Origin of the sequence: Cellulophaga sp. (genome assembly GCF_039943695.1) — a bacterium.
Taxonomy (GTDB): Bacteria; Bacteroidota; Bacteroidia; order Flavobacteriales; family Flavobacteriaceae; genus Cellulophaga.
Window position 1 is genome coordinate 44,751 of sequence record NZ_JBDVAA010000190.1, and the last position, 21,670, is coordinate 66,420.

Consider the following 21,670-nt stretch of genomic DNA (forward strand, 5'->3'; position numbering starts at 1 on the left):
CATATTTCTGCGTGTTTTTTTAACAGGTACTTATTCCTAGTTTATAAAAACATTAAGATATAAAAGGGTAGTAATAGAAGAATTATGCCACTTTAAAATGCATAATTATTGTTTTTAAGTGATACTATACTCTTTTGTAATAAGACTGCAATTAAGCTATTTAGTATTGGTTGGTTTAATGTCTGTAGGTAATAAATCAAAGTAGTTTTTAAAGCATTTAGTAAAGTAAGATGGTGATGAAAAACCAACTTTGTATGACACCTCACTAATGTTAGAGTTGCCCATTTCTATTATTTGTCTTGCTTTTTGTAAACGTATGTTACGTAAAAATTCGCTAGCGGTTTGGTTTGTGAGTGCCTTTATTTTGCGGTAAAACTGACTTCTACTTAAATTTAACTCAGATGCTAAAGACTCTACATTTAACTCAGGGTCGTCTATATTATCATTTATATATACCAATACTTTTTGAATAAACTCTTTGTCTAAAGATGTAGTGTTTATATTTTTAGGTACATCATTTATCAAACTAAAATATTTATTAAAAATAAGTTGCCTGCTTGTAATTAACTGTGATACTCTTAGTTTTAAAAGTCTCATATCAAAAGGCTTTACCATATAAGCATCTGCTCCGGTTTCTATACCTTCTATACGGTCGTCAATTCTTGCTTTTGCGGTAAGCATTAATAAAGGAATATGACTTGTTCTAAGATCGTTTTTTATGCTTTTACAAAACTTATAACCATTCATTTCTGGCATAATAACATCTGTAATAATAACGTCTGGTAAAGATTCTTTTGCAATTTTTAATCCTTCGGCACCATTAACAGCAGTAAGTACTTTGTATAAGTGTTTAAATTCATTTTTAATATAATTTCTTAACTCTGTGTTGTCTTCTACAATTAATAGTGTGTGTAAATTAGGAGCACTATCTAATTCATTTTCAGTATCATTTGTGGTACTTTCTTTTTTTATTTGGTCATTTTTGTTAATAGTTGTGTTTGCAATATCTGGTACAATTTCTTCAGTAGTAAAGTGTGACTTACCTGCTGGTAGTATAATTTTAAACTTGGTGCCTTTACCAACAGTACTATTAACTTCTACTTTTCCTTTGTGTAATTGCACAAAACTTTTTACTACTTCTAAACCAATACCTGTACCGTCATAATAGGTTTTGTTTAAATTATCTACCTGATAAAAGCGCTCAAAAATACGTTTTACTTGTTCTTTTTTAAGTCCAGGCCCAGTATCTGATACTGTAATTTTTATTGCTTTAACCGGAGTTATAGGGTTAACTAAAGGCAGTATTGCTAATTTGTTTTTAGGTTCTAACTTAATTTTTATTGCGCCTCCGTTTGGTGTAACTTTCATTGCGTTAGACAAAATATTGAAAATTATTTTTTCAAGTTTGTTTTCATCTGCCCAAATAGGAATGTCATCTAAGACAGAACTTACCCATAAGTTTATATTTTTAGAGTTGGCTTCCTCTGTAAAATGACTAGCTATTTCTTTTGTAAAAGCAACTAAATTAAGTTCTCTAACCTTTATGTTTACTTTGTTTAATTCTAATTTTCTAAAATCTAAAAGTTCGTTTATTAAACGGTAAAGTCGGTCTGTGTTTTTATGTATTATATTTAGTTTTTCCTTAGTTCTTGTTGGTAAATTAAGACTAGTATCACTTAAAATATCTTTTAAAGGATTTAAAATAAGTGTTAGCGGAGTTCTAAATTCATGCGATATATTGGTAAAGAATTGAAATTTTTTCTCGTCTAAATCTTTTTCTTGTAAACGCTTATCTCTTTCGTTATTAATTATTTGCTTTTCTTTAATTCTGCTTTGTGTCATTTTATTAAGCATATAAATGCCCAATAAAAACAGTAGAATATAAGCTATTACTGCCCAGACGCTTTTCCACCAAGGTGGTAAAATAGTAATTTTTAACTCTAAATGATCTTCGTTCCAAACACCATCATTGTTAGATGCTTTTAGTTTAAATATATAATTACCAGGGTCTAAATTTGTGTAAGTTGCGCTCCTAACTGCACCTACATAGTTCCAATTTTTTTCATATCCTTCTAAGTAATATGCATATTCATTTTTTTCTGGTCTTGTGTAGTTTATACCAGAATACTCTATAGTAAATACAGCCTGTTTACTGGTAAGACTAATACTATCTGTCTCTGAAATTACTTTTTTTAATGGTGACTTGTGTTGTGTAGGAGTTACTTTTTTATTAAATAACTTAAAGTCTGTTAAGTATATAGAGGTTAGGTTTTTATTCGTCTGTATTTTTTTAGGGTCAAAGTAATCTACTCCTTTGTAATTACCAAAATACAGTTGCCCTTTACTGTCTTTAAAGGTTGCGTTAATATTAAAATCGTTAGACAATAAGCCGTCATTGCTGGTGTAATTGGTAATGTTATTGTCTGTTACGTTTATTTTAGAAATTCCTGAGTTTCCAGTAACCCATATATTACCTTCTTTACATTCTATAATACCACATACATTTTCTTCGGTTAGCCCGTTAAATTTATTATACCATTTAAAGGTGTCTAATTTTGGATTGTATTTACTTAAACCAGCTCCTTTGGTACCTATCCAAATATTACCAAGAGTATCTTCATGTAATGTTAAAATATGGTTAGCGCTAGCCTGGTTTTTATATTCTTTAGACATACGTGAAGACATAGGCGTAACTATAAAATTACCGTTGGTCATTTTTTTAACACGAAATAAACCAACTGTTGTTCCTAGCCAAATGTTATCTTCCTTGTCTACTAACACTTTCCAAACATCACTAACGGTAATATCATTTTTAACAAAAATCTCTGTGTTGTGATGGGTTATTTTCTCTGTTTTAGGGCTGTAAGAGTGTAGGCCTTTGTAAAAAGATCCGATCCAAATGGTTCCTTCAGAATCTTCATCTATACTTAAAATAGTATTAGAGCTTAATTTACCAGCTGTATTTTCTATATTAAAATTAATGAATTTGTTAGAGCCCTTTTTTAGCATATAAATACCGTTGTCCCAACTGGTGGCCCAAATATTTTCTTTACTATCTATAAAAATAGCTTCAATATAATCACTAGTTAGTCCGCTATAAGTACTTTTATCCTTAATATTAATGTGGGTAAACTTGTTTGTTTTTGGATTTAAAACGTCTATGCCGCCACCATCCATACTAATCCAAAGTTTACCATTTTTATCTTGCGCAATACCAGTAACAGAACCAATTTGTAGTGAATTGGGAGTGTTGTTAAGGCTTTCTATATTATTAAACTTGTCATATAACTTATCATAAACAGCAACGCCAGAGTTGTAATACCCCATCCAAATACGCTCATTTTTATCTAAAAATAAAGACCAAATAGAATTGTACAGAATACTTTTTTCATCTGTTTTACTAGATAAGTAGTTTTTTATAATGTTACCATTTGTGTTTATATGAAAAAGGCCATTGTTTTCAGAACCTAACATAATTGTATTGTCTGGTAACTGAATAATAGAGAAAATCTTAGTATCTGCAATAGGGTAGTTACGCGTGTTTAGTAAATCATCAATTTTGTACAAACCATTATTAATAGTACCAACCCAAATATTATTTTTTTTATCAACCAATAATGACTGTATGCCTTCTTTTATTGCAGAAGAGTTGTCATCTGTATTTAATAAGGACTGTTTTAGTTTGTTGGTATTTGTATCATACTCTTGCAAACCTACATTTGTGCCAGCGTAAATTTTATTGTTGTGGTCTAGTTTTAAAGCATAAATACTTATAGGTAAATATTTGTATTGATTTTCAATTTTCTCAGCTTTTAAGGTTTTTAGATTTAGTTTAAACAATCCTAAATCATAAGTACCTATAAATAAATTTCCATTACTATCACCTTCTAAACTACGTATAGATACGTTTATCTTATTTTCTTTTTCGTCGGTAGTTAAATGTACTTTTTTAAACTGATCTTTATCTCTGTCATATACATTTAATCCTTCTTCTGTTCCAAACCAAAGTCGGTTTGTTTTATCTAGGTAAGAGCAATAAACTAAACTACTACTTATAGAGGTTGTGTCGTTTAAAATATGTTTGTAGTAAGTGTAATCTATACCATCATAACGGTAAAGCCCAACACCGTTAGTGCCCATCCAAACATAACCATTATGATCTTGTATTATAGTAGATACACCAACTTTAGATATGCCTTCTTTTATACTTACAAAGTTATATTCTTTGGTAATATCTTGTGAATATGTGGTAGTACAGTAAATTAATAAAAAGACAATAAGTAGTAATTTCTTCATATGGGGCTGAACAATTTTTTACAAGTACAATTTATAAATTAAAATTTAGTTACTAAAGAATTTAAACTAATAGCTTAAATTAATGTTAAAAGGTTATATTTTTCCTATTCATATTTGCTTTAATCTATAATTAGAAATTGATTATTAAGAATATTTTTATATTTGAATTTTACAATTAATTAAGAATGAAGGCTACTACTATTAAAGATTTTTACAGAGAGATAAATGCCGAGCTTCCTGAAGCAATAGGTAAGTATATTGGACACTTTAATATTTTTAATATAGCAGATATGTTAGCTAATTTAAAGACAGATAATGTAATGCCCTACAATAGGCGAATGTATTATAAAATTAGCCTTATCAATGGAAGAAATAGAGCTGAATACGCAGATAAGGTTGTAAATATAGATAAGTATGCATTGTTGTTTGGGTCTCCTAAAGTACCTTATAAGTACGAGCCATTAGATGATAAACAAAAAGGAAAGTTTTGTGTTTTTACAGATGAATTTTTAATAAAATCTAAAAGCGGAGTGGTGTTAGATGACCTACCTATTTTTAATTCTAATGGTTATCCAGTATTTCAATTAAGCAAAAAAGAGTATAAAGAATTGGCTGTATTATTTAAAAAAATGCAAACAGAAATAGATTCGTCTTACGCTTATAAATATGACTTAATTAGGAACTATATTTTAGAAATTATTCATTTTGGACAAAAGTTGCAGCCTAACACTGCTCTGTATTCTGCGCAAACAGCATCAAAAAGAATAACATCCTTGTTTTTAGAATTGTTAGAAAGGCAATTTCCTATAGAGAGTACACAGCAACAATTAAAGCTTAAATCTGCTAAAGATTTTGCAAATAGATTAGCGATACACGTAAACCACTTAAACACAACTTTAAAAGAGAGTACAGGTAATACTACAACTTATTTTATATCAAAAAGAATAACACAAGAAGCAAAATTTTTATTAAAACAAACAAATTGGACTGTATCAGAAATTGCATACTCCTTAGGTTTTGATGAAGTAGCGCATTTTTCAAACTTCTTTAAAAAGCAAACCTCTTTTTCTCCTAATAAATTTAGAAATTAAACTAGTTCTTTGAAATTTACAACTATCTCTTTGTTTTTTGTAAGTTAACGCTTTTACTGTTTTAAGACCTTTGTATTTAATAAAAATAGAATATTATGATGCAAAATAAAATAGTTTTGGTAACAGGTGGTAGCCGTGGTTTGGGTAAAAATATGGCTATAAGTTTAGCTAAAAAGGGATTAGATATTATTTTAACTTATAATAGTAGTAAAGACGGTGCCTTAGCTGTTGTTAAAGAAATAGAAACATTAGGGAGTAAAGCCGCTGTTTTACACTTAAATGTTGATGATACTAAAAAATTTGATTCGTTTTTTTTAAACTTAAAAACTACATTAAGAGAGGTTTTTAATGTAGATAAATTAGACTTTTTAGTTAATAATGCCGGTATTGGTATTAATGAGTCTATTAAAGCTACTACTGAAGATCAGTTTGACAAAATGGTAAACATCCATTTTAAAGCACCATTTTTTCTTGCACAAAAAGTATTGCCATATTTAAATAATGAAGGCGGAATAGTAAATATATCTACAGGTTTAACTAGGTTTACTTTGCCTGGTTATGCAGCGTATGCAGCATCAAAAGGAGCCGTAGAAGTATTGTCATTATATTTAGCAAAGGAATTAGGAAAAAGTAAAATAAGAGTAAATACAGTTGCTCCAGGTGCTATTGAAACCGACTTTGGTGGCGGAGCTGTTAGAGATAATAAGAATTTAAACGATTTTATAGGTTCTCAAACAGCATTAGGTAGAGTAGGAGTTGCTAGTGATATAGGTAGTGTTGTTGCTTTTTTATGCACAGATGATGCTAAATGGATTAATGCCCAACGTATAGAGGTGTCTGGAGGACAAATGATATAAGCTGTTTTTAAATATATGTAACAAGAGTGTTTAGGAAATACACTCTTGTTACAATAGCTTAATTAATTAAATTTTATACAAATTCTGTTGTAATTGTACGTGTATGATACTCTTTAATATTGTTGTTTTTTATACGCTGCAGTACTAATTTAGCAGCTTCTTCACCCATTTTTTTTGCATTCTGATCTATAATTCTAAGACCAGGGTTCCATGCTATTTTAGAGTTATTACAAAAACCGGTATATGCAATATCTTCTGTATTTAAGCTACGGTTAATGTTCATAGCTTGCACCAAAGCAATATCATTAGCACCGTAAACTCCATCTACATTTTTAAGTTCTAATATAGCTTTAAGTTTGGTATTTAACTCATCAGTATTGGTGGCGTCTACAATGCAATTGTCTGTAGAAAAGTTATGTTTTTTAAGTGCATCTATAAAACCTTTAGCTCTTAATTTACCGTGTTGTAATTGGTGAATTAAAGTAACCATTATAGGATTTTTACAGTTCTTATTAATTATTAAATGTTCAGTAGCATTAAATGAGGCTTTGTAGTCGTCAATAATTACGCTATCACATCGTTTTAAATCACTTATTCTGTCAAACAAAACAAGTGGCGTGCCTTCTCCTATAAGTGTATCTATTTGTTTGTACTTGTTACTTATAGCTGTTTCTTTAGAGACGCAAATAATTACACCATCTACATACCCGCCACCTAAAATACTTAAGTATTTAGATTCTTTTTCGGCAGACTCATTGCTTATACTGGTTATTAATTTATAACCATTTTCATCTAAATATTTTTCTATGCCAACCAATACTTTTGCGTAAAACGGATTTAGTACACTAGGTATAATTAAACCTATATTATTAGTGTATCCTTTTCTTAAACTAGCAGCAAAACTATTAGGTCTGTAGTTGCATTTACGTGCAAAAGCCTGTACTTTTTCTTTTGTGCTAATACTAATTTCAGGACTGTCAGACAGTGACTTAGATATGGTAGAAATAGATAAATCTAAGGCTTTAGAAATTTGTGATAATGTGGGTCTTGCTTGTATCATTACTCTTTTTCTTTTCTTACGTTTTGTTCCCATTTCCATGAAGAGCTAATCATCTCGTTAAGCTCTCTTGTTGGTGTCCACCCTAATTTTTTGGTTGCTAATTTGGTAGCGGCATACAATCTAGGTACATCACCTTCTCTTCTGCTTGTAATTTCATAATTAAGTTTAGAGTTGGTTACGGTTTCAAAAGTTTTTATAATATCTAGTACAGAGTATCCAATACCTGTACCTAAATTAAAAAACTCAAAAGATTTTTCTTGCTCCTTATTAACAAGTCTTTTTACGGCTAATACGTGTGCTTTTGCAAGGTCTACAACGTGTATATAATCTCTAATAGGTGTGCCATCTTTAGTTGGGTAATCATTACCATAAACCATTAGTTTTTCTCTAATTCCTGCTGCTGTTTGCGTAACATAAGGCATTAGGTTATTTGGTATACCTGTTGGTAATTCTCCTATTAAGCCAGACTCGTGTGCACCTATAGGGTTAAAGTAACGTAGAGATATTGCAGTAAAATTAGGGTCAGAATTTGTTAAATCTTCTAGTATTTCTTCAGCTACTTTCTTAGTATTGCCATAAGGGGAAAAAGGGCGCTTAGTTTTGTTTTTTTCTGTAATAGGTAATGTCTTTGGTAAGCCATATACTGTTGCCGAAGAGGAAAATATAAAATTATTAATATTGTTTTTAGTTTGTGAACTAAGTGAATTTATTAACGAGTAAAAATTATTCTGATAATATTTTAAAGGCTCCTTTACAGATTCTCCTACTGCTTTGTGTGCTGCAAAATGTATAACTGCTAATGCATCTTTATGAGCTTTAAAAACTTTATTTGTTTCTGCTTCATCTTTTAAATCTACTTTTACAAAAATTGGTGTTTTACCTGTAATTTGTGAAATTCTGTCAATTGTTTTCTCTGTAGAATTAGATAAATCATCAAAAATTACAACTTCAAAATTACTTTCTAGTAGCTCAATAACTGTGTGAGATCCTATATAACCACAGCCTCCAGTTACTATTATTTTGTTTTTCATCTTTTTTTTGAATTTAGTTGTATTTAGTTTGAAGTAGCTATATTAAGAATTTTTTTTCAATTAACCATACTAGTACCTACTAGTTTGTTTTTTTGAGTTTTTATTTTATATTTGCCTTATGGGTATAGTTTCTATAAAAGGTAATTCTGGAATACCAAAGTACAAGCAAATTATAGTTTCTATAGAAGAAGCAATACGTGGCGGTGTGCTAAAAAAAGGAGGTAAATTACCGTCTATAAATAGTATAAGAGATAAACATAAACTGTCTAGAGATACTGTTTTAATGGCTTTTAATGAGTTAAAAACTCGTGGTATAGTACAGTCTGTTGCAGGTAAAGGGTATTACTTAATTAGTGAAGATGTTACTGTATCTCAAAAGGTTTTTTTATTATTTGATGAGCTAAACTCTTTTAAAGAAGATTTATATAATTCTTTTTTAGAAACCCTAGGAGATAATGTGCAAGTAGATATCTTTTTTCATCACTTTAATCCAGATATTTTTAGCAAATTAATTTATGACAACATAGGAGCGTATTCTTATTATGTTCTTATGCCTGCTAACCTTAAAAATATAGGTCATATTGTAGAAAAGTTGCCAAAGGATAAGGTGTATATTTTAGACCAAACTAATAAAGAGTTAGCTTCATACCCATCTATTTATCAAAATTTTAAAAAGAATGTATTTAGTGGATTGCAAGAAAGTGCTTCGTTAATTTCTAAATATCAGAAAATGATATTGTTGTTTTCTGAAGACAAGCAACCACAAGGAATATTAGAAGGTTTTAATACATTTTGTGATACAAAAACAATAGCACAAGAACAACTTAGTAGTTTGCAAAACAGAACGCCAACCAAAGGAGAATTGTATTTTATTTTAGATGATAGAAGCCTAATTTTTTTACTAAAAAAGATACAGCAGCAACAGCTTGTTTTAGGTATGGATATAGGTATTATTTGTTATAACGACAGCCTTTTAAAGGAGGTTGTAGAAGGTGGTATTACTACAATATCTACCAATTTTAATACAATGGGAGCACGCTTGGCACAAATGATTTTATCTAATGAAAATATACAAATAGAGAACCCAAATAGTTTAATAGTCAGAAACTCATTATAAGATGAATAAGAAGTTAATAAAAGAGGTTAAAAATAGTTTTAAACAGACATTTAAAACTAAACCACTTATGGTTTTTTCTCCAGGTAGAATTAATTTAATTGGTGAACATACAGATTATAATGATGGTTTTGTTTTTCCTGCAGCTATAAATAAGGGTATTGCTTTAGCCATACAAAAAAGTAAAAATAAAGTATCTACAGTTTATGCTTTAAATAAAGAAGAGACATATCAATTTAGTTTAGATACTGTTTCTCCGTTAGAGAACGGAGGATGGCGTAACTATATTTTGGGTGTTGTTGCAGAAATAAAAAAGCGAGGCATAGTACTAGGTAATTTTAATATTGTTTTTGCAGGCAATATTCCTGGTGGTGCAGGTATGTCTTCTTCCGCAGCATTAGAAAACAGTGTTGTTTACGGACTTAATAAACTGTTTAAGTTAGGTATTTCTAAAAAGGAGATGATTCTAATTTCACAACAGGCAGAGCACAATTACGCTGGTGTTAAATGCGGAATAATGGACCAATACGCTAGTATGTTTGGGGTTAAAAAAAGTGCATTATTGTTAGACTGTAGAACTATAAAATCTAAATTATATAAAATTAATTTTGGAGATTATAAGCTGCTTTTAATTAATACAAATGTAAAGCATGACCTATCTGAAAGTGCTTACAATGACAGGAGAGAGGTTTGTGAAAAAGTATCGGCTAAGCTTAACATAAAAGCTTTGAGAGATGCTACAATATCAGATTTAGATACAATTAAGTCAGATATTACAGATGAAGATTACCAAAAGGCATTGTATATAATTGAAGAAAATTTACGTGTTAAAGAGTTTTCTAAAGCTATAAAGGCAGATGATATAAAGCAACTAGGAGAATTATTGTACAAGTCTCATAACGGGTTAAGCACGCAATTTAAAGTAAGTTGTAAAGAACTAGATTTTTTAGTTGACCACACAAAAAATAACCCAAATATTTTAGGAGCTAGGATGATGGGTGGCGGCTTTGGTGGCTGTACAATTAATTTAATTTTAAAGTCTGAAGTTAAATCGTTTAAAAAAGAAATCTCAAGTCTTTTTAAAAGAGAGTTTGGTAAAGATTGCTCTATTTACAACGTAAAATTATCAGACGGAACACAAAAAATAAAATAACACAATCACAATTCTATTATATAATGAATACAGATTTACAAGATTTTTCACATAAACGTTTTAATATATTAACTGGTGAGTGGGTTTTAGTTTCTCCGCACAGGGCAAAAAGACCTTGGCAAGGGCAAAACGAAGCTGTTTCTAATGAAGTTAGGCCAGCGCACGATCCTAATTGTTATTTATGTGCAGGAAACACTAGAATTAACGGCGAAATAAATCCAGATTATAAAGACGTTTTTGTTTTTACAAACGATTTTGCTGCTTTACAAACAGACTCAAAAACATTCTCTGTTAATGATGGTTTGTTTAAGGCAGAGAGTGAGCAAGGTATTTGTAAAGTAATTTGTTTTAGTCCAGACCACTCTAAAAGTTTGGCAGATATGGCTGTAGAAGACATTAATAAAGTTGTTACAACTTGGCAAAAAGAATATGTAGAGTTGGGTAGTAATGACACCATTAATTATGTTCAAATTTTTGAAAACAAAGGAGCTGTTATGGGGTGTAGTAATCCGCATCCGCATGGACAAATTTGGTCACAATCTACTTTACCTAACGAAATTATAAAAAAAGAGAAAGAGCAAAAAGAGTACTACGCTAAAAATAAAAGAAGCCTTTTAGGAGATTATTTAAAGCAAGAAATAGAAGCAAACGAGCGTATTATTTATAGTAATGATGACTTTGTTGTGCTTACTCCTTTTTGGGCAGTTTGGCCTTTTGAAGCTATGATTGTACCTAAAAAACAAACTCAGGATATTAGTAAATTATCAGATAAAGAGGCTACAGCGTTTGCAGATGCAATTTCTGCAATTACTAAGGCATATGATAAGTTGTTTAATACTTCTTTTCCTTATTCTAGTGGTATACACCAAGCGCCAACAAATGGTAAAGATAATAGTCATTGGCATTGGCATATGAGTTTTTACCCACCATTGTTACGTAGTGCAACAGTTAAAAAGTTTATGGTTGGTTATGAGATGTTTGGTTCTCCGCAAAGAGACATAACAGCAGAACAAGCAGCAACAAGATTAAGAGATTTAATTTAAAATAATATAAAACCTGTTTAGCAAGTAAACTATAGTGCCATGAGAAATAATATAAACCACAGTGTTTGTCAATGGTGTTTTAACGACACTCCTTTAGAAGATTTTTTAATTATAATTAAAGATCTAGGAGTTACTGCTATAGATTTAATAGGACCTAAAGATTGGCCTTTACTTGCTAAGCACGGTGTACATTGTGCTATGTGTAATGGTGCAGAAATTAGTTTGGAACAAGGTTGGAACAATCCAAAGTATCACCATCAACTTATAAAAAACTATACAGAATTAATACCGCAGGTAGCAGCGGCAGGCTACACAAATTTAATTTGTTTTAGTGGTAATAATGATGGTTTAGATAAGGAAACCGGTATGCAAAATTGTGTGGATGGCTTGTCTAAAATACTGCCTTTAGCAGAAAAGCATAATGTGGTTTTGCAAATGGAATTGTTTAACCAAATAGATCATCCAGATTATATGTGCGACTCGTCTGAATGGGGAGTAAATTTGTGCAAAAAGTTAGATTCTACTAGTTTTAAACTTCTTTTTGATATTTACCATATGCAAATACAAGAAGGGGATATTATAAGAACAATTAAAGAAAATCATAAGTATTTTGGTCATTACCATACCGCAGGTGTTCCAGGTCGTAATGAAATAGACCATACCCAAGAGATAAACTATTCTGCAGTTATGAAAACCATTGTAGACACTGGTTTTAAAGGGTATGTAGCACAAGAGTTTATGCCTTTATCAAAAAATAAAATACAATCCTTAAGAGAATCTTTCTTAATATGTGATGTATAATTTTTATCTTGTGGGCTGCCGTATTTTCAACAAAGAAAAGACGTTCTAAATTTTATATGGGTAAAAAAGTAAACATATTAATAGTATTATTTTTGTGTGTTTTTTGCGTTTCTAATGCGCAAGAAAAAACACTTAATTATTCTCAAAAATTAACAATTTCAGAAGGCTTAGCTCATAATGGAGTAACTTCTGTTTTAGAGGATTCTAGAGGTTTTTTATGGCTTGGTACTTATGAGGGGTTAAATAAATACAATGGGTACGAGTTTAAGGTTTATAAAAATACGCTAGATCAAAATATATTAACTAGCAATCGTGTACGTACTATTAATGAGGATTTAAAGGGTAATATTTGGATTGGTACAGACCAAGGTGTTTCTATTTACAATTATGATAAAGAAGCTTTTAATAAATTATACTCCAATAAAGAATTAGGCAAAGGTAACAACGGGCCAGTAGTTCGTAAAATTCTAATAAACAAAAAGCATAAGTTAGTCTTTTGTGCCACAGAGGGCAACGGAATTTTAATTTTTAAGGATGATTACACTTTTTTAAATCAGTTTTTTTTACCAGGAAGCTCAGACAATAAAGAAATTACTTTTTTTGATGCGGTAGCGTTAGATGAGGATAACTACCTTTTTGCTACCTCTGGCGGTTTAGTGCTTTATAATATAGAAAAAGCAAAGTTTAAAAAGGTTTTAAGTAAACACATTAATTCTAGTCCAGCTATATTAAAGCTAAATAAAAAGACAATAATTGCAGCGTGTTCTAACGGAGTCTCTATTGTTGAATTTCAAAAAGAAAATAATACAATCTCTTTAAAATTTGTAGAGAAAAAGTTAAACGAAAATCAGTTTAACAGTATTTCTAAAGATGAGCTTGGTAATTTATGGTTGGGTACATTTACAAACGGTATAATTCGTATAGATAATACCTTAGACTTTATAAAAAAGAAAGAAGCTAAGACATCATCATTTTATTTTGAAAAAGGTTTAATGCGTGTTAGTGCTATTGCAGCAGCAACTAGTACAGGTTGTTGGGTGGCTACTTTTAATGAAGGTATTTATAAGTTTGATGTTGATGAAAATCCTTTTAAAAATTACAATACAGACTTAAATTATAAATACGGCTTATTTTCTAATAATATTTCTTCTATTTCTCCTTTAGATGAAGACAGGGTTTATGTTACAGCTAGTAGAGGAGGTGTGGGCTTGTTTAACACAAAAACTAATAGGTTTGAGCCTTTACCCTTTAATTTACCTAAAGAGTATGAGCGTAAAGTAGCCGGTTTTTTTGTAGACTCCAGAAAAAATTTATGGATACAAATTACTAATAGAGGTCTTTTTAGAATAAAAAAAGGAGAAACAAAACTATCTAAAATTTTAATTAATAGTGATTTAGATAATGATTTTATTAGACCCAGAAGAATAGCAGAAGATAAGGATGGCAACATTTGGATGGCTTTTGTAGATGAAGTTTTTAAAATAAAAACAAATCAAGATGGTGATATTTTAAAGGTAGAGTATCTTTTTAATAATCCGTTCTTTAAAAAAAATAAACCAACATTGTCAAGGGTAGTATATGTAGATCCGTTATATAACTATGTTTGGTTGGGTACAGATTTAGATGGCTTGTACAGGATAAATAACTCTGGAAAAGACTTAAATGAGGCAGAAGTAAAACACTTTTCAAACAATAAAAATGATAGCCTATCTCTTCCTAACAATTTTGTTACATCTTTAATAAGATTGCCAAATGATGAGCTTTGGTTGGGTACAGAAGGTGGTGGTATTAGTCACGTTTTAGAAAGTAGTACTTTGCAACCTAAGTTTATACCTTACACAGAAAAACAAGGCTTGTCTAATAACGTAGTTAAAGGTCTTCAGTCAGATAAAGATAATAACCTGTGGATTTCTACAAACATAGGATTAAGTAAGTTTAATGTTAAAGACAAGAGCTTTAGAAACTTTAATAAGTCTGATGGATTGCCTTTTGAAGATTTTTGGTATGCTAGTGCAAAATTAAACAATGGTAAATTTTTATTTTCTGGCTTAGATGGTTTTTGTTTTTTTGATCCTAGTAAAATATCAAGCAAAGAAAACTTACCTAAATTACAGTTTGATGATTTTAAAATATTTAATAAAAACATTTTTCCGGGTGATACATTAAATAATAGGGTATTGTTAGATAAGCGTATTGGAGATATTAATACACTAAAATTAAAACACAATGAAAATGTTTTTTCTTTAGAGGCTGCCAGTTTACATTTCTCTAACACTCAAAATCACAGTATAAAATACAGGTTGTTACCTATAAATAAACAATGGATAGAAGTACCGTCTAACCAAAAAACAATTTACTATAATGGTTTGCAACCAGGGGAATATGAGTTAAGCGTAATGGCGTCTAACTCTTTAAATGAATGGACAGCTCCTAAAAAACTAAAAATAGAGATTTTACCTCCTTTTTGGAAAACAACTTGGGCTTACCTATTATATGTAATACTTGCCGTATGTTTTATTTATGTTGTGGTACGTATTATTTTAAAAATACAGTCTTTAAACCACAAGGTAGAAATAGAAAAAATAGAAAAGAGAAATGTTAACGAGGTTAATGAGGCTAAACTTCGGTTTTTTGCAAATATATCTCATGAAATAAAAACACCACTTACACTTATTTCTAGACCATTAGATATATTATCAGAGCGTTTTAAAAATAATGAAGATGCTAGTGAAAAACTGAATCTTGTTATGAGGCAGTCTAAAAAAATACAACAATTAATAGAGCAGGTATTAGATTTTAGAAGAGCAGATGCCAACCTCTTAAAAATGAATTACTCTAGATTTAGTTTTGATGGTTTTGTAAAAGACCTAATTATAGATTTTAATTTTTTAGCAGAAAACGATTCTAAAAAACTTGTTGTAGAAAAAGAAGATTGCAGAATAACAGTAGCTGCAGATAAAGATAAACTAGAAAAAGTATTTAATAATTTATTAAATAATGCTTTTAAATATACAAGCTCTGATGATGTTATAATAATATCATACAAAAGTGTAGATAAAGATTTAATTGTTACTGTAAAGGATACTGGTAGAGGTATAGATAGTGTAGATCTTGAACACATTTTTGAGCGCTTTTATCAATCTCAAAAAGAAGACAATGCTCATATTAGCGGGTCTGGTATAGGTTTGGCTTTTTCTAAGCGTTTGGTAGAAATGCACTATGGCTTTATAAAGGCAGATAGTGAAGTTGGTAAAGGAACAGAGATTACGGTAAGGCTACCAATTGTAAAAAATAATTTACCAACAGATAAAGATGTTCCAGATGATTTAGACCTTCCTAAGGAAAAAGAAGTAACTGTAAATAATAAGTTAATACAAGAAAACTCGCCAGCAAAAATTATTGCTACAGGAGATTTTTCTGATTCTTTAATTTTTTACGCAGAAGATAATTTAGAAATGAGAAATTTTGTATCTAAATTATTGTCTAAGTTTTTTAAAGTAAAAACCTTTAGAAACGGAAAAGAGTGTTTAGAGGCAATGGAAGATGAGTGGCCAGACATTGTAATTAGTGATGTGCAAATGCCAGAAATGAATGGTTTGGATCTGTGTTTACGTATAAAATCAGATTTAAAAACAAGTCATATTCCTGTAATTTTACTAACTGCTTTAAGTAATATAGAAGATCATTTACAAGGTATTAGAGATGGTGCAGATGCCTATATTAAAAAACCATTTAATGTACAGCGTTTAATTACAAATACAGAGGCTTTGCTATCTACACGTAAACAGCTTAGAGAGCGTTACCAAATTGGTATACCTTTAACTAAAGAGAACAATAAAAATAATAGAAACGATAATGCTTTTTTAGAAAAACTCTATAGTTTAATTGAAGAAAACTTAGACAATCAAGAGTTTGATTTAAATAGCCTTGCTAAAGAGCTGTATTTAAACAGAACGCATTTTTATCAAAAAGTAAAAGTACTTACCAACCAAACACCGTTTGAGCTTTTAAAAATATATCGTCTAAAAAAAGCAGCAGAACTACTTAGTCAAAAAGGATTAGCTGTAAACGAGGTGTATATTATGACAGGATTTAAAAGTAGAACGCATTTTGCTAAAATTTTTAAAGAGAGGTATAATATTTCTCCTGGGAAGTATGCAGCAGAAATTAATAAGAAATATTCATCTGAATAAAAAAATAAGGTTTTTAAGGGTTTTTTACTGAAAACTACATCATATGTATGTGTAAGTACATTAAAAAGTAAAAACTGAGCTTTATTTACAGTGTAAGTCATATGTTAGGAGACTTATAAATTAGTTTTTATTTTGAGTTAATATTAAAAATGAAAAGGTGTTTTGCACCTTTTTGTTTTTTTAGAGGAAACTGTTATTAACTCAATTTTGTAAATAACCACTTTAGACCAATTAAAATGAAAAAAGTAAAGCTGTTTTTAATATATGTATTGTTTGCAGGTATTTTTATGATGCAGGCTCAATTAGAAAAAACAAATTTTAAAAATAAAGGTATCGTTAGTTTAGAAACCGGATATACTATTACTAAGGTACGTACTGCTGTAAATAAAAATAAAAGCTATGTAGTAGCTACTACTTTTGAAGGTGCTGTTTTAGGTGTTTCTTATGACGGTAAAGTGCTTTGGAAAAATAAATTATCTGGTTTTGTGAACCATGATATATGGAGTAAAGATATAAATGGTGATGGCGTAGATGAAATAGTAACAGCTAATGCAGATGGCACTATTTATTGTTTAAATAGCAAAGGTAAATTACTTTGGAAGTTTAAAAAGAATTCTGCTCCAATGTATGCTGTATGTGTTATTAAAAAAGAGGGTAAAGCATATGTTGTTGCTGGTGGTTTTGATAAAAGTATTTATTACATATCATCAACCGGAGAAATGGTTAAAGAGATAAAATCATCAACCTATTCTATAGAAAAGCCTTGGGCAAAATTTAAAAAAGACTTGCCAGAAAGTAATGTGTCTACAGCTAATTTTTTAAGGCCAATACCTCAAAAAAATGGTGATGATGTTTTAGCTGTTCTAGGTACTAATAATCATATGAATGTACCAGGAACAATGTATTTATTTAATGCGTTGGAAAACCTGCCTTTTAGAAAAGACAAAATAGCCATAAAAGGTAAAAGAGTGCGTGTTATAGGCTCTTTTACAGTAGAAGATTACGCTACTAAAGGAGAGCAAATGGTTATATTAGGTACCTCTGCACATTCTAATGATAGTGCTATTTTATTATACAATCCGCAAACGGGTAAAGTAACATATCATAAAAATACTAAAATACCTTTTGGGTATGATGTTACACATACTGTAACTATTAAAGAAAACAATAAGACGCTCTTTTTAACACGTGTTAGAAATCAAATTAGGTTGTTAGACCTTAATTTAAATGAAAAAAAGGTAGAGCGTATTATAGGTAAATATGCGTATAATGACCTGTGGAAAGATCCCAAAACTGGCTATGTTATTTTAGCTAGTGCCCAGAGTGGAGGTAGTAGTATTCATATTATAAATACAAAAAGTAAGTCTTGGAAAAAAGACTTTGAAAAGTTAACACCTCCAGGAAAAATAGAATCAATAATAGCAAATACAAAGGCAACAAGAGCGGATTTACAAAAATACACGCCAGTAAAAACAAAAAGAAAACAATTACCAGTGTATTTAATGACAGAGAAGGTGCCTTCTATATTGGAGTCTCTTAAAACTCAAATAGAGAAAAAATACCCAAGCCCTGTGTTTTTAAACTCTAAACATTTACCAGAGGTAGAAAATTGGGATAGATCTAGTTTAACAAATGAAAAATTTAGAAAAAAACGAGATCGTAGAAAAAAGTATGTTTTAAGTCAACAACAAGCAGTAGACTTAATTACCAAAGAGTATAACAATGCTCCGGGTTTGGCATATTGGGCTGGTCATGGCAACGATCCGTATATGTTTAGTTTAGCTACCACTAAAAAAGTTTTAGATGCTGCTAATGGTAAAAAAACGGTTCTTATTTACCCAGAGATGGAAGACCACTCTGAGGATCTTAATTTTATGGTTAACAATTTATTGTATCCGCTGGCAACCTACGCTAAAGATAAAAATGCTAATATATTTTTACGTTCTAAAAACGTATTTTGGTTGGGGTCTAATTACTTAGATGCTTGGTCTGGCTTAATGTCTGGTAATTATGCAGATGTTTTTGTACCTGCTATGGAAGAAACTACAGATAAAACTATGGAACTTAGTTTAGCTGGTAGAACTGGTATGTGGGCAAGTGGTGCTGTAAACTCTTGGGGTACACGTGCTGTACCAGACAATACTGCTTTTGATAGGTCTAGGCAGTATGGTTCTCAGCAATTACCAAATCATTTTTTAAGAATGCTAATTTTTCATACAGCAAACGGTGCGCAATACATAAATAACTTTGCAGTTGACCAAGAGTATGTAAGTGTGTACTGGGAGTTAATAGCCAAAGGGGTTTTATTTGTTCCTAAAAGAGAAGAAATAGTAAGTTTTTCTCCTGTGCATTTAAGTATGAAATCTCCTGACGAGCATTTTTTAGATGATGGTTCTAATGTAAAATGGACTATAAAATACAATGAAGAATTTGAAAAAAACAACCCTTTTGTTTTTAGTAGAATGAATGGTTCTTGGCCTGGTGCTCCCGTAACAGAATGGGATTTTTCTAACTATGCAGCAGGTGTAAATGAGCGTAGGTTAAACTTTTTAGCGCCTTATAATAATGGTCTAGTTTTAATTACACCACCACAACAAGGTGTTTTTGCTGCTAAAAATGTAGATAGAGGTTCATTAGAATCTTATTTACACCCTTTGTATAAAAATATAACTAGAGAGTATATAACAGATGGTAAGTCTTACTTTTCTAAAGATGGCAAGCAAGTATACTCAGCAGATACATACTATAAAACAGTAGAAAAATCTATAAAAGAAAGCGCTAAGCTTTTACCTATTACTGTAACAGGAGATGTTGCATGGGTAGTTGCACAAATTGCACCAAGAACACTTAGGATAACACTTATAGATAGTGGATATTTAAACCCAAGTAATAAGCAAGCTACAGTAAAATTTAATACAGTTACTCCAGTAAAAATAACAGACGTTTTAAACAAAGAAACTTTTCAGGTTAAAGCTGAAAATGCCTCAACAACAATTAATATTCCTTTAGGTTTATTTCGTTTTATAGATGTAGAGCTTACTAAAGAGTTAAAATAAGATTTGCTTAAGATAATATTGTGTTTATTATTTAGAGCTACATTTTATTTATTTACAAGTACAACAAAAGTTAGTCTCATAATTAAGTTTACGTTAAGCTAAACCTTAAAAAATTTAATTATGAGAATTGTAAAATTCACGTTACTACTATGTGCTTTGTGTTTTATAACTACAGCAGTTGCGCAGGATAAAGAAGCTAAAACTAAAAAGAAATTTGGTTGGATAGATACCAATAAGGATAATGCAATAGATTTAGCAGAAATGATTGCATTTTACAAAGACAAGACAAATAAAAAAGGGAATAAAATTGATGCCGAATTACTGTTTTTGGGCTTAGACGCAGACGCAAATAATAGCATTACCCTAAAAGAGCTTGGTCAAAAAGTAAATTGGAAAGCAGCAAAGGAAAAAAGAAAAGCTAATAATAAGTAGTCGTAATATCTTCAGTAAAAAATAGTAATATCAATTTATATCCTTATCAAATGAAGCGTGTATTAAAAAGGGTGACTTTTATAGCTTTTAGTGTTTTACTATTTGTTAGTTGCAACTCAAAAAAGAATAATAAGATAACAGATAATAAAGTAACAAATGTAGTTGCTACCCCAGCATCACCAAATATAATTTTGTTTGTAGCAGATGATCATGGTATAGATGCTTTGGGTGCTTACGGCAATACTGTTATAAAAACACCAAATTTAGATAAACTAGCTACAGAAGGTACAAAGTACACAAATGCATATTGCACAAGTGCTAGTTGTGCAGCAAGTAGATCTGTGATATTAACAGGTAAGTTTGGACACGCAACGGGCTCTTATGGGCACGTACATGATTACCATCATTTTAGTACGTATGATTCTATTACATCGTTACCTGTTTTGTTAAATAAAGCAGGCTACACTACAGCTCGTATTGGCAAGTACCACGTTGCACCAGAAAAAGTATATCATTTTAATACGGTTTTAGAGGCTAACCCAAGAAATACTGTAGAAATGGCAGATAAATGTGCAAGCGTGTTAAAATCTGATAAACCATTTTTTCTGTATTTCTGTACAGATGATCCACACCGTGGACAACCTTTTACTCCAGAAGAATGGGATGTTCCTAACAGTTTTGGAAACAAAAAAGAAGGGTATAAAGATGTAGAAACTGTAACCTATAATCCAAATGATGTTTTGGTGCCATCTTTTTTGCCAGATACAAAACAGACAAGAGAAGAAATTGCGCAATACTACCAAAGTATTTCTAGAATAGATCAGGGTTTTGGTAAGCTTATGGCTATGTTAAAAGCAGAAGGTAAAGAAAAAAATACAATTGTTATTTATATTTCAGATAACGGTATGGCGTTTCCAGGAGCAAAAACATCAGTACATGAACCAGGAATTAAATTGCCTTGTATTATAAAAGACCCAACTGTTAAAAATACAAATGTTACAAGTAGTGCAATGGTTTCATGGGTAGACTTAACGCCAACTATTTTAGATATGGCTAAGGTAAACTACAATAAAAACAAGTTTCACGGTTCTTCTTTTAAATCTACAATTGGTAAAAAGGAAGCAAAAGATTTTAATGAGATTTATGCTTCTCATACATTTCATGAAATTACAATGTACTACCCAATGCGTGTGGTTAGGAGTAACAATTACAAACTTATTTGGAACATAGCTTACCGTTTAGAGTATCCTTTTGCATCAGATCTTTGGGCATCTTCTACGTGGCAAAGTGTGTACAGAACTCACCAAGAGTACTTTGGACCTAAAAAAGTACAAGACTTTTTGTTTAGACCAGAGTTTGAGCTTTATGATTTAGATAAAGACCCTAATGAGTTAAACAATTTAGCAGGTAAAGAAGCTTATAAAAACACATTAGAAAACTTAAAAAGTAAGCTTAAAAGTTTTCAAACAAAAACATCAGATCCTTGGAAAATTATGTGGAACCATGATGCATCCTTACAAGGAACTGGTGTAAACTTATAATT

At 30.5% G+C, this 21,670-nt stretch carries 13 protein-coding genes; 10 read left to right on the forward strand and 3 right to left on the reverse strand.

Annotated elements, in window-relative coordinates; all coding sequences use genetic code 11:
• Window positions 1-156: 156 nt before the first annotated feature.
• A complete protein-coding gene (locus ABJD66_RS13470) occupies window positions 157-4,296 on the reverse strand; it encodes a two-component regulator propeller domain-containing protein (protein WP_348132507.1) in 4,140 nt (1,379 codons plus the stop codon).
• Between the two features lie 185 nt (window positions 4,297-4,481).
• Between ABJD66_RS13470 and ABJD66_RS13475 the strand changes: the two genes are divergently transcribed.
• Window positions 4,482-5,387, forward strand: coding sequence for an AraC family transcriptional regulator (locus ABJD66_RS13475; protein WP_348132510.1), 906 nt, complete (start codon window positions 4,482-4,484; stop codon window positions 5,385-5,387).
• A gap of 95 nt (window positions 5,388-5,482) precedes the next feature.
• Window positions 5,483-6,244, forward strand: coding sequence for an SDR family oxidoreductase (locus tag ABJD66_RS13480; protein ID WP_348132513.1), 762 nt, complete (start codon window positions 5,483-5,485; stop codon window positions 6,242-6,244).
• A 73-nt stretch (window positions 6,245-6,317) separates the two neighbouring features.
• On the opposite strand, the gene ABJD66_RS13485 is transcribed toward ABJD66_RS13480, so the two are convergent.
• Window positions 6,318-7,304 (reverse strand): LacI family DNA-binding transcriptional regulator, encoded by a 987-nt coding sequence (locus ABJD66_RS13485; protein ID WP_348132516.1) that lies wholly within the window; start codon window positions 7,302-7,304, stop codon window positions 6,318-6,320.
• Entirely contained in the window at window positions 7,304-8,335 is a 1,032-nt protein-coding gene (gene galE / locus ABJD66_RS13490; protein ID WP_348132519.1) for a UDP-glucose 4-epimerase GalE, read from the reverse strand. The genes ABJD66_RS13485 and galE overlap by 1 nt, the downstream gene beginning before the upstream one ends.
• 118 nt (window positions 8,336-8,453) lie before the next feature.
• Between galE and ABJD66_RS13495 the strand changes: the two genes are divergently transcribed.
• The 8 genes from ABJD66_RS13495 (at window position 8,454) to ABJD66_RS13530 (ending at window position 21,668) form a co-directional block, all read left to right on the forward strand.
• Window positions 8,454-9,452: a GntR family transcriptional regulator gene (locus ABJD66_RS13495; protein ID WP_348132522.1), complete on the forward strand. Its 999-nt coding sequence runs from the start codon at window positions 8,454-8,456 to the stop codon at window positions 9,450-9,452.
• Between the two features lies 1 nt (window position 9,453).
• A complete protein-coding gene (gene galK / locus ABJD66_RS13500) occupies window positions 9,454-10,602 on the forward strand; it encodes a galactokinase (RefSeq protein ID WP_348132525.1) in 1,149 nt (382 codons plus the stop codon).
• Window positions 10,603-10,625: 23 nt separating this feature from the next.
• Window positions 10,626-11,645, forward strand: a complete 1,020-nt coding sequence (locus ABJD66_RS13505; RefSeq protein WP_100896528.1) for a UDP-glucose--hexose-1-phosphate uridylyltransferase — start codon at window positions 10,626-10,628, stop codon at window positions 11,643-11,645.
• A gap of 39 nt (window positions 11,646-11,684) precedes the next feature.
• Window positions 11,685-12,446, forward strand: a complete 762-nt coding sequence (locus ABJD66_RS13510; protein ID WP_348132528.1) for a TIM barrel protein — start codon at window positions 11,685-11,687, stop codon at window positions 12,444-12,446.
• Between the two features lie 56 nt (window positions 12,447-12,502).
• The gene (locus ABJD66_RS13515) at window positions 12,503-16,639 is read left to right on the forward strand and encodes a two-component regulator propeller domain-containing protein (RefSeq protein ID WP_348132531.1); all 4,137 of its coding nucleotides are present in this window, start codon (window positions 12,503-12,505) and stop codon (window positions 16,637-16,639) included.
• 236 nt (window positions 16,640-16,875) lie between these two features.
• Complete coding sequence (locus ABJD66_RS13520; protein WP_348132534.1) at window positions 16,876-19,695, forward strand: PQQ-binding-like beta-propeller repeat protein; 2,820 nt, start codon at window positions 16,876-16,878, stop codon at window positions 19,693-19,695.
• A gap of 120 nt (window positions 19,696-19,815) precedes the next feature.
• On the forward strand, window positions 19,816-20,127 hold the full coding sequence (locus ABJD66_RS13525) for a hypothetical protein (protein WP_348132537.1): 312 nt from the start codon (window positions 19,816-19,818) through the stop codon (window positions 20,125-20,127).
• A gap of 50 nt (window positions 20,128-20,177) precedes the next feature.
• Window positions 20,178-21,668 (forward strand): sulfatase, encoded by a 1,491-nt coding sequence (locus ABJD66_RS13530; RefSeq protein WP_348132540.1) that lies wholly within the window; start codon window positions 20,178-20,180, stop codon window positions 21,666-21,668.
• The last annotated feature ends 2 nt before the right edge of the window (window positions 21,669-21,670 follow it).

Coding starts and splice junctions, on each gene's coding strand:
- ABJD66_RS13470 (WP_348132507.1), bottom strand. CDS start 4,296: ATGAAGAAATTACTACTTATTGTCTTTTTATTAATTTACTGTACTACC.
- ABJD66_RS13475 (WP_348132510.1), top strand. CDS start 4,482: ATGAAGGCTACTACTATTAAAGATTTTTACAGAGAGATAAATGCCGAG.
- ABJD66_RS13480 (WP_348132513.1), top strand. CDS start 5,483: ATGATGCAAAATAAAATAGTTTTGGTAACAGGTGGTAGCCGTGGTTTG.
- ABJD66_RS13485 (WP_348132516.1), bottom strand. CDS start 7,304: ATGATACAAGCAAGACCCACATTATCACAAATTTCTAAAGCCTTAGAT.
- galE (WP_348132519.1), bottom strand. CDS start 8,335: ATGAAAAACAAAATAATAGTAACTGGAGGCTGTGGTTATATAGGATCT.
- ABJD66_RS13495 (WP_348132522.1), top strand. CDS start 8,454: ATGGGTATAGTTTCTATAAAAGGTAATTCTGGAATACCAAAGTACAAG.
- galK (WP_348132525.1), top strand. CDS start 9,454: ATGAATAAGAAGTTAATAAAAGAGGTTAAAAATAGTTTTAAACAGACA.
- ABJD66_RS13505 (WP_100896528.1), top strand. CDS start 10,626: ATGAATACAGATTTACAAGATTTTTCACATAAACGTTTTAATATATTA.
- ABJD66_RS13510 (WP_348132528.1), top strand. CDS start 11,685: ATGAGAAATAATATAAACCACAGTGTTTGTCAATGGTGTTTTAACGAC.
- ABJD66_RS13515 (WP_348132531.1), top strand. CDS start 12,503: ATGGGTAAAAAAGTAAACATATTAATAGTATTATTTTTGTGTGTTTTT.
- ABJD66_RS13520 (WP_348132534.1), top strand. CDS start 16,876: ATGAAAAAAGTAAAGCTGTTTTTAATATATGTATTGTTTGCAGGTATT.
- ABJD66_RS13525 (WP_348132537.1), top strand. CDS start 19,816: ATGAGAATTGTAAAATTCACGTTACTACTATGTGCTTTGTGTTTTATA.
- ABJD66_RS13530 (WP_348132540.1), top strand. CDS start 20,178: ATGAAGCGTGTATTAAAAAGGGTGACTTTTATAGCTTTTAGTGTTTTA.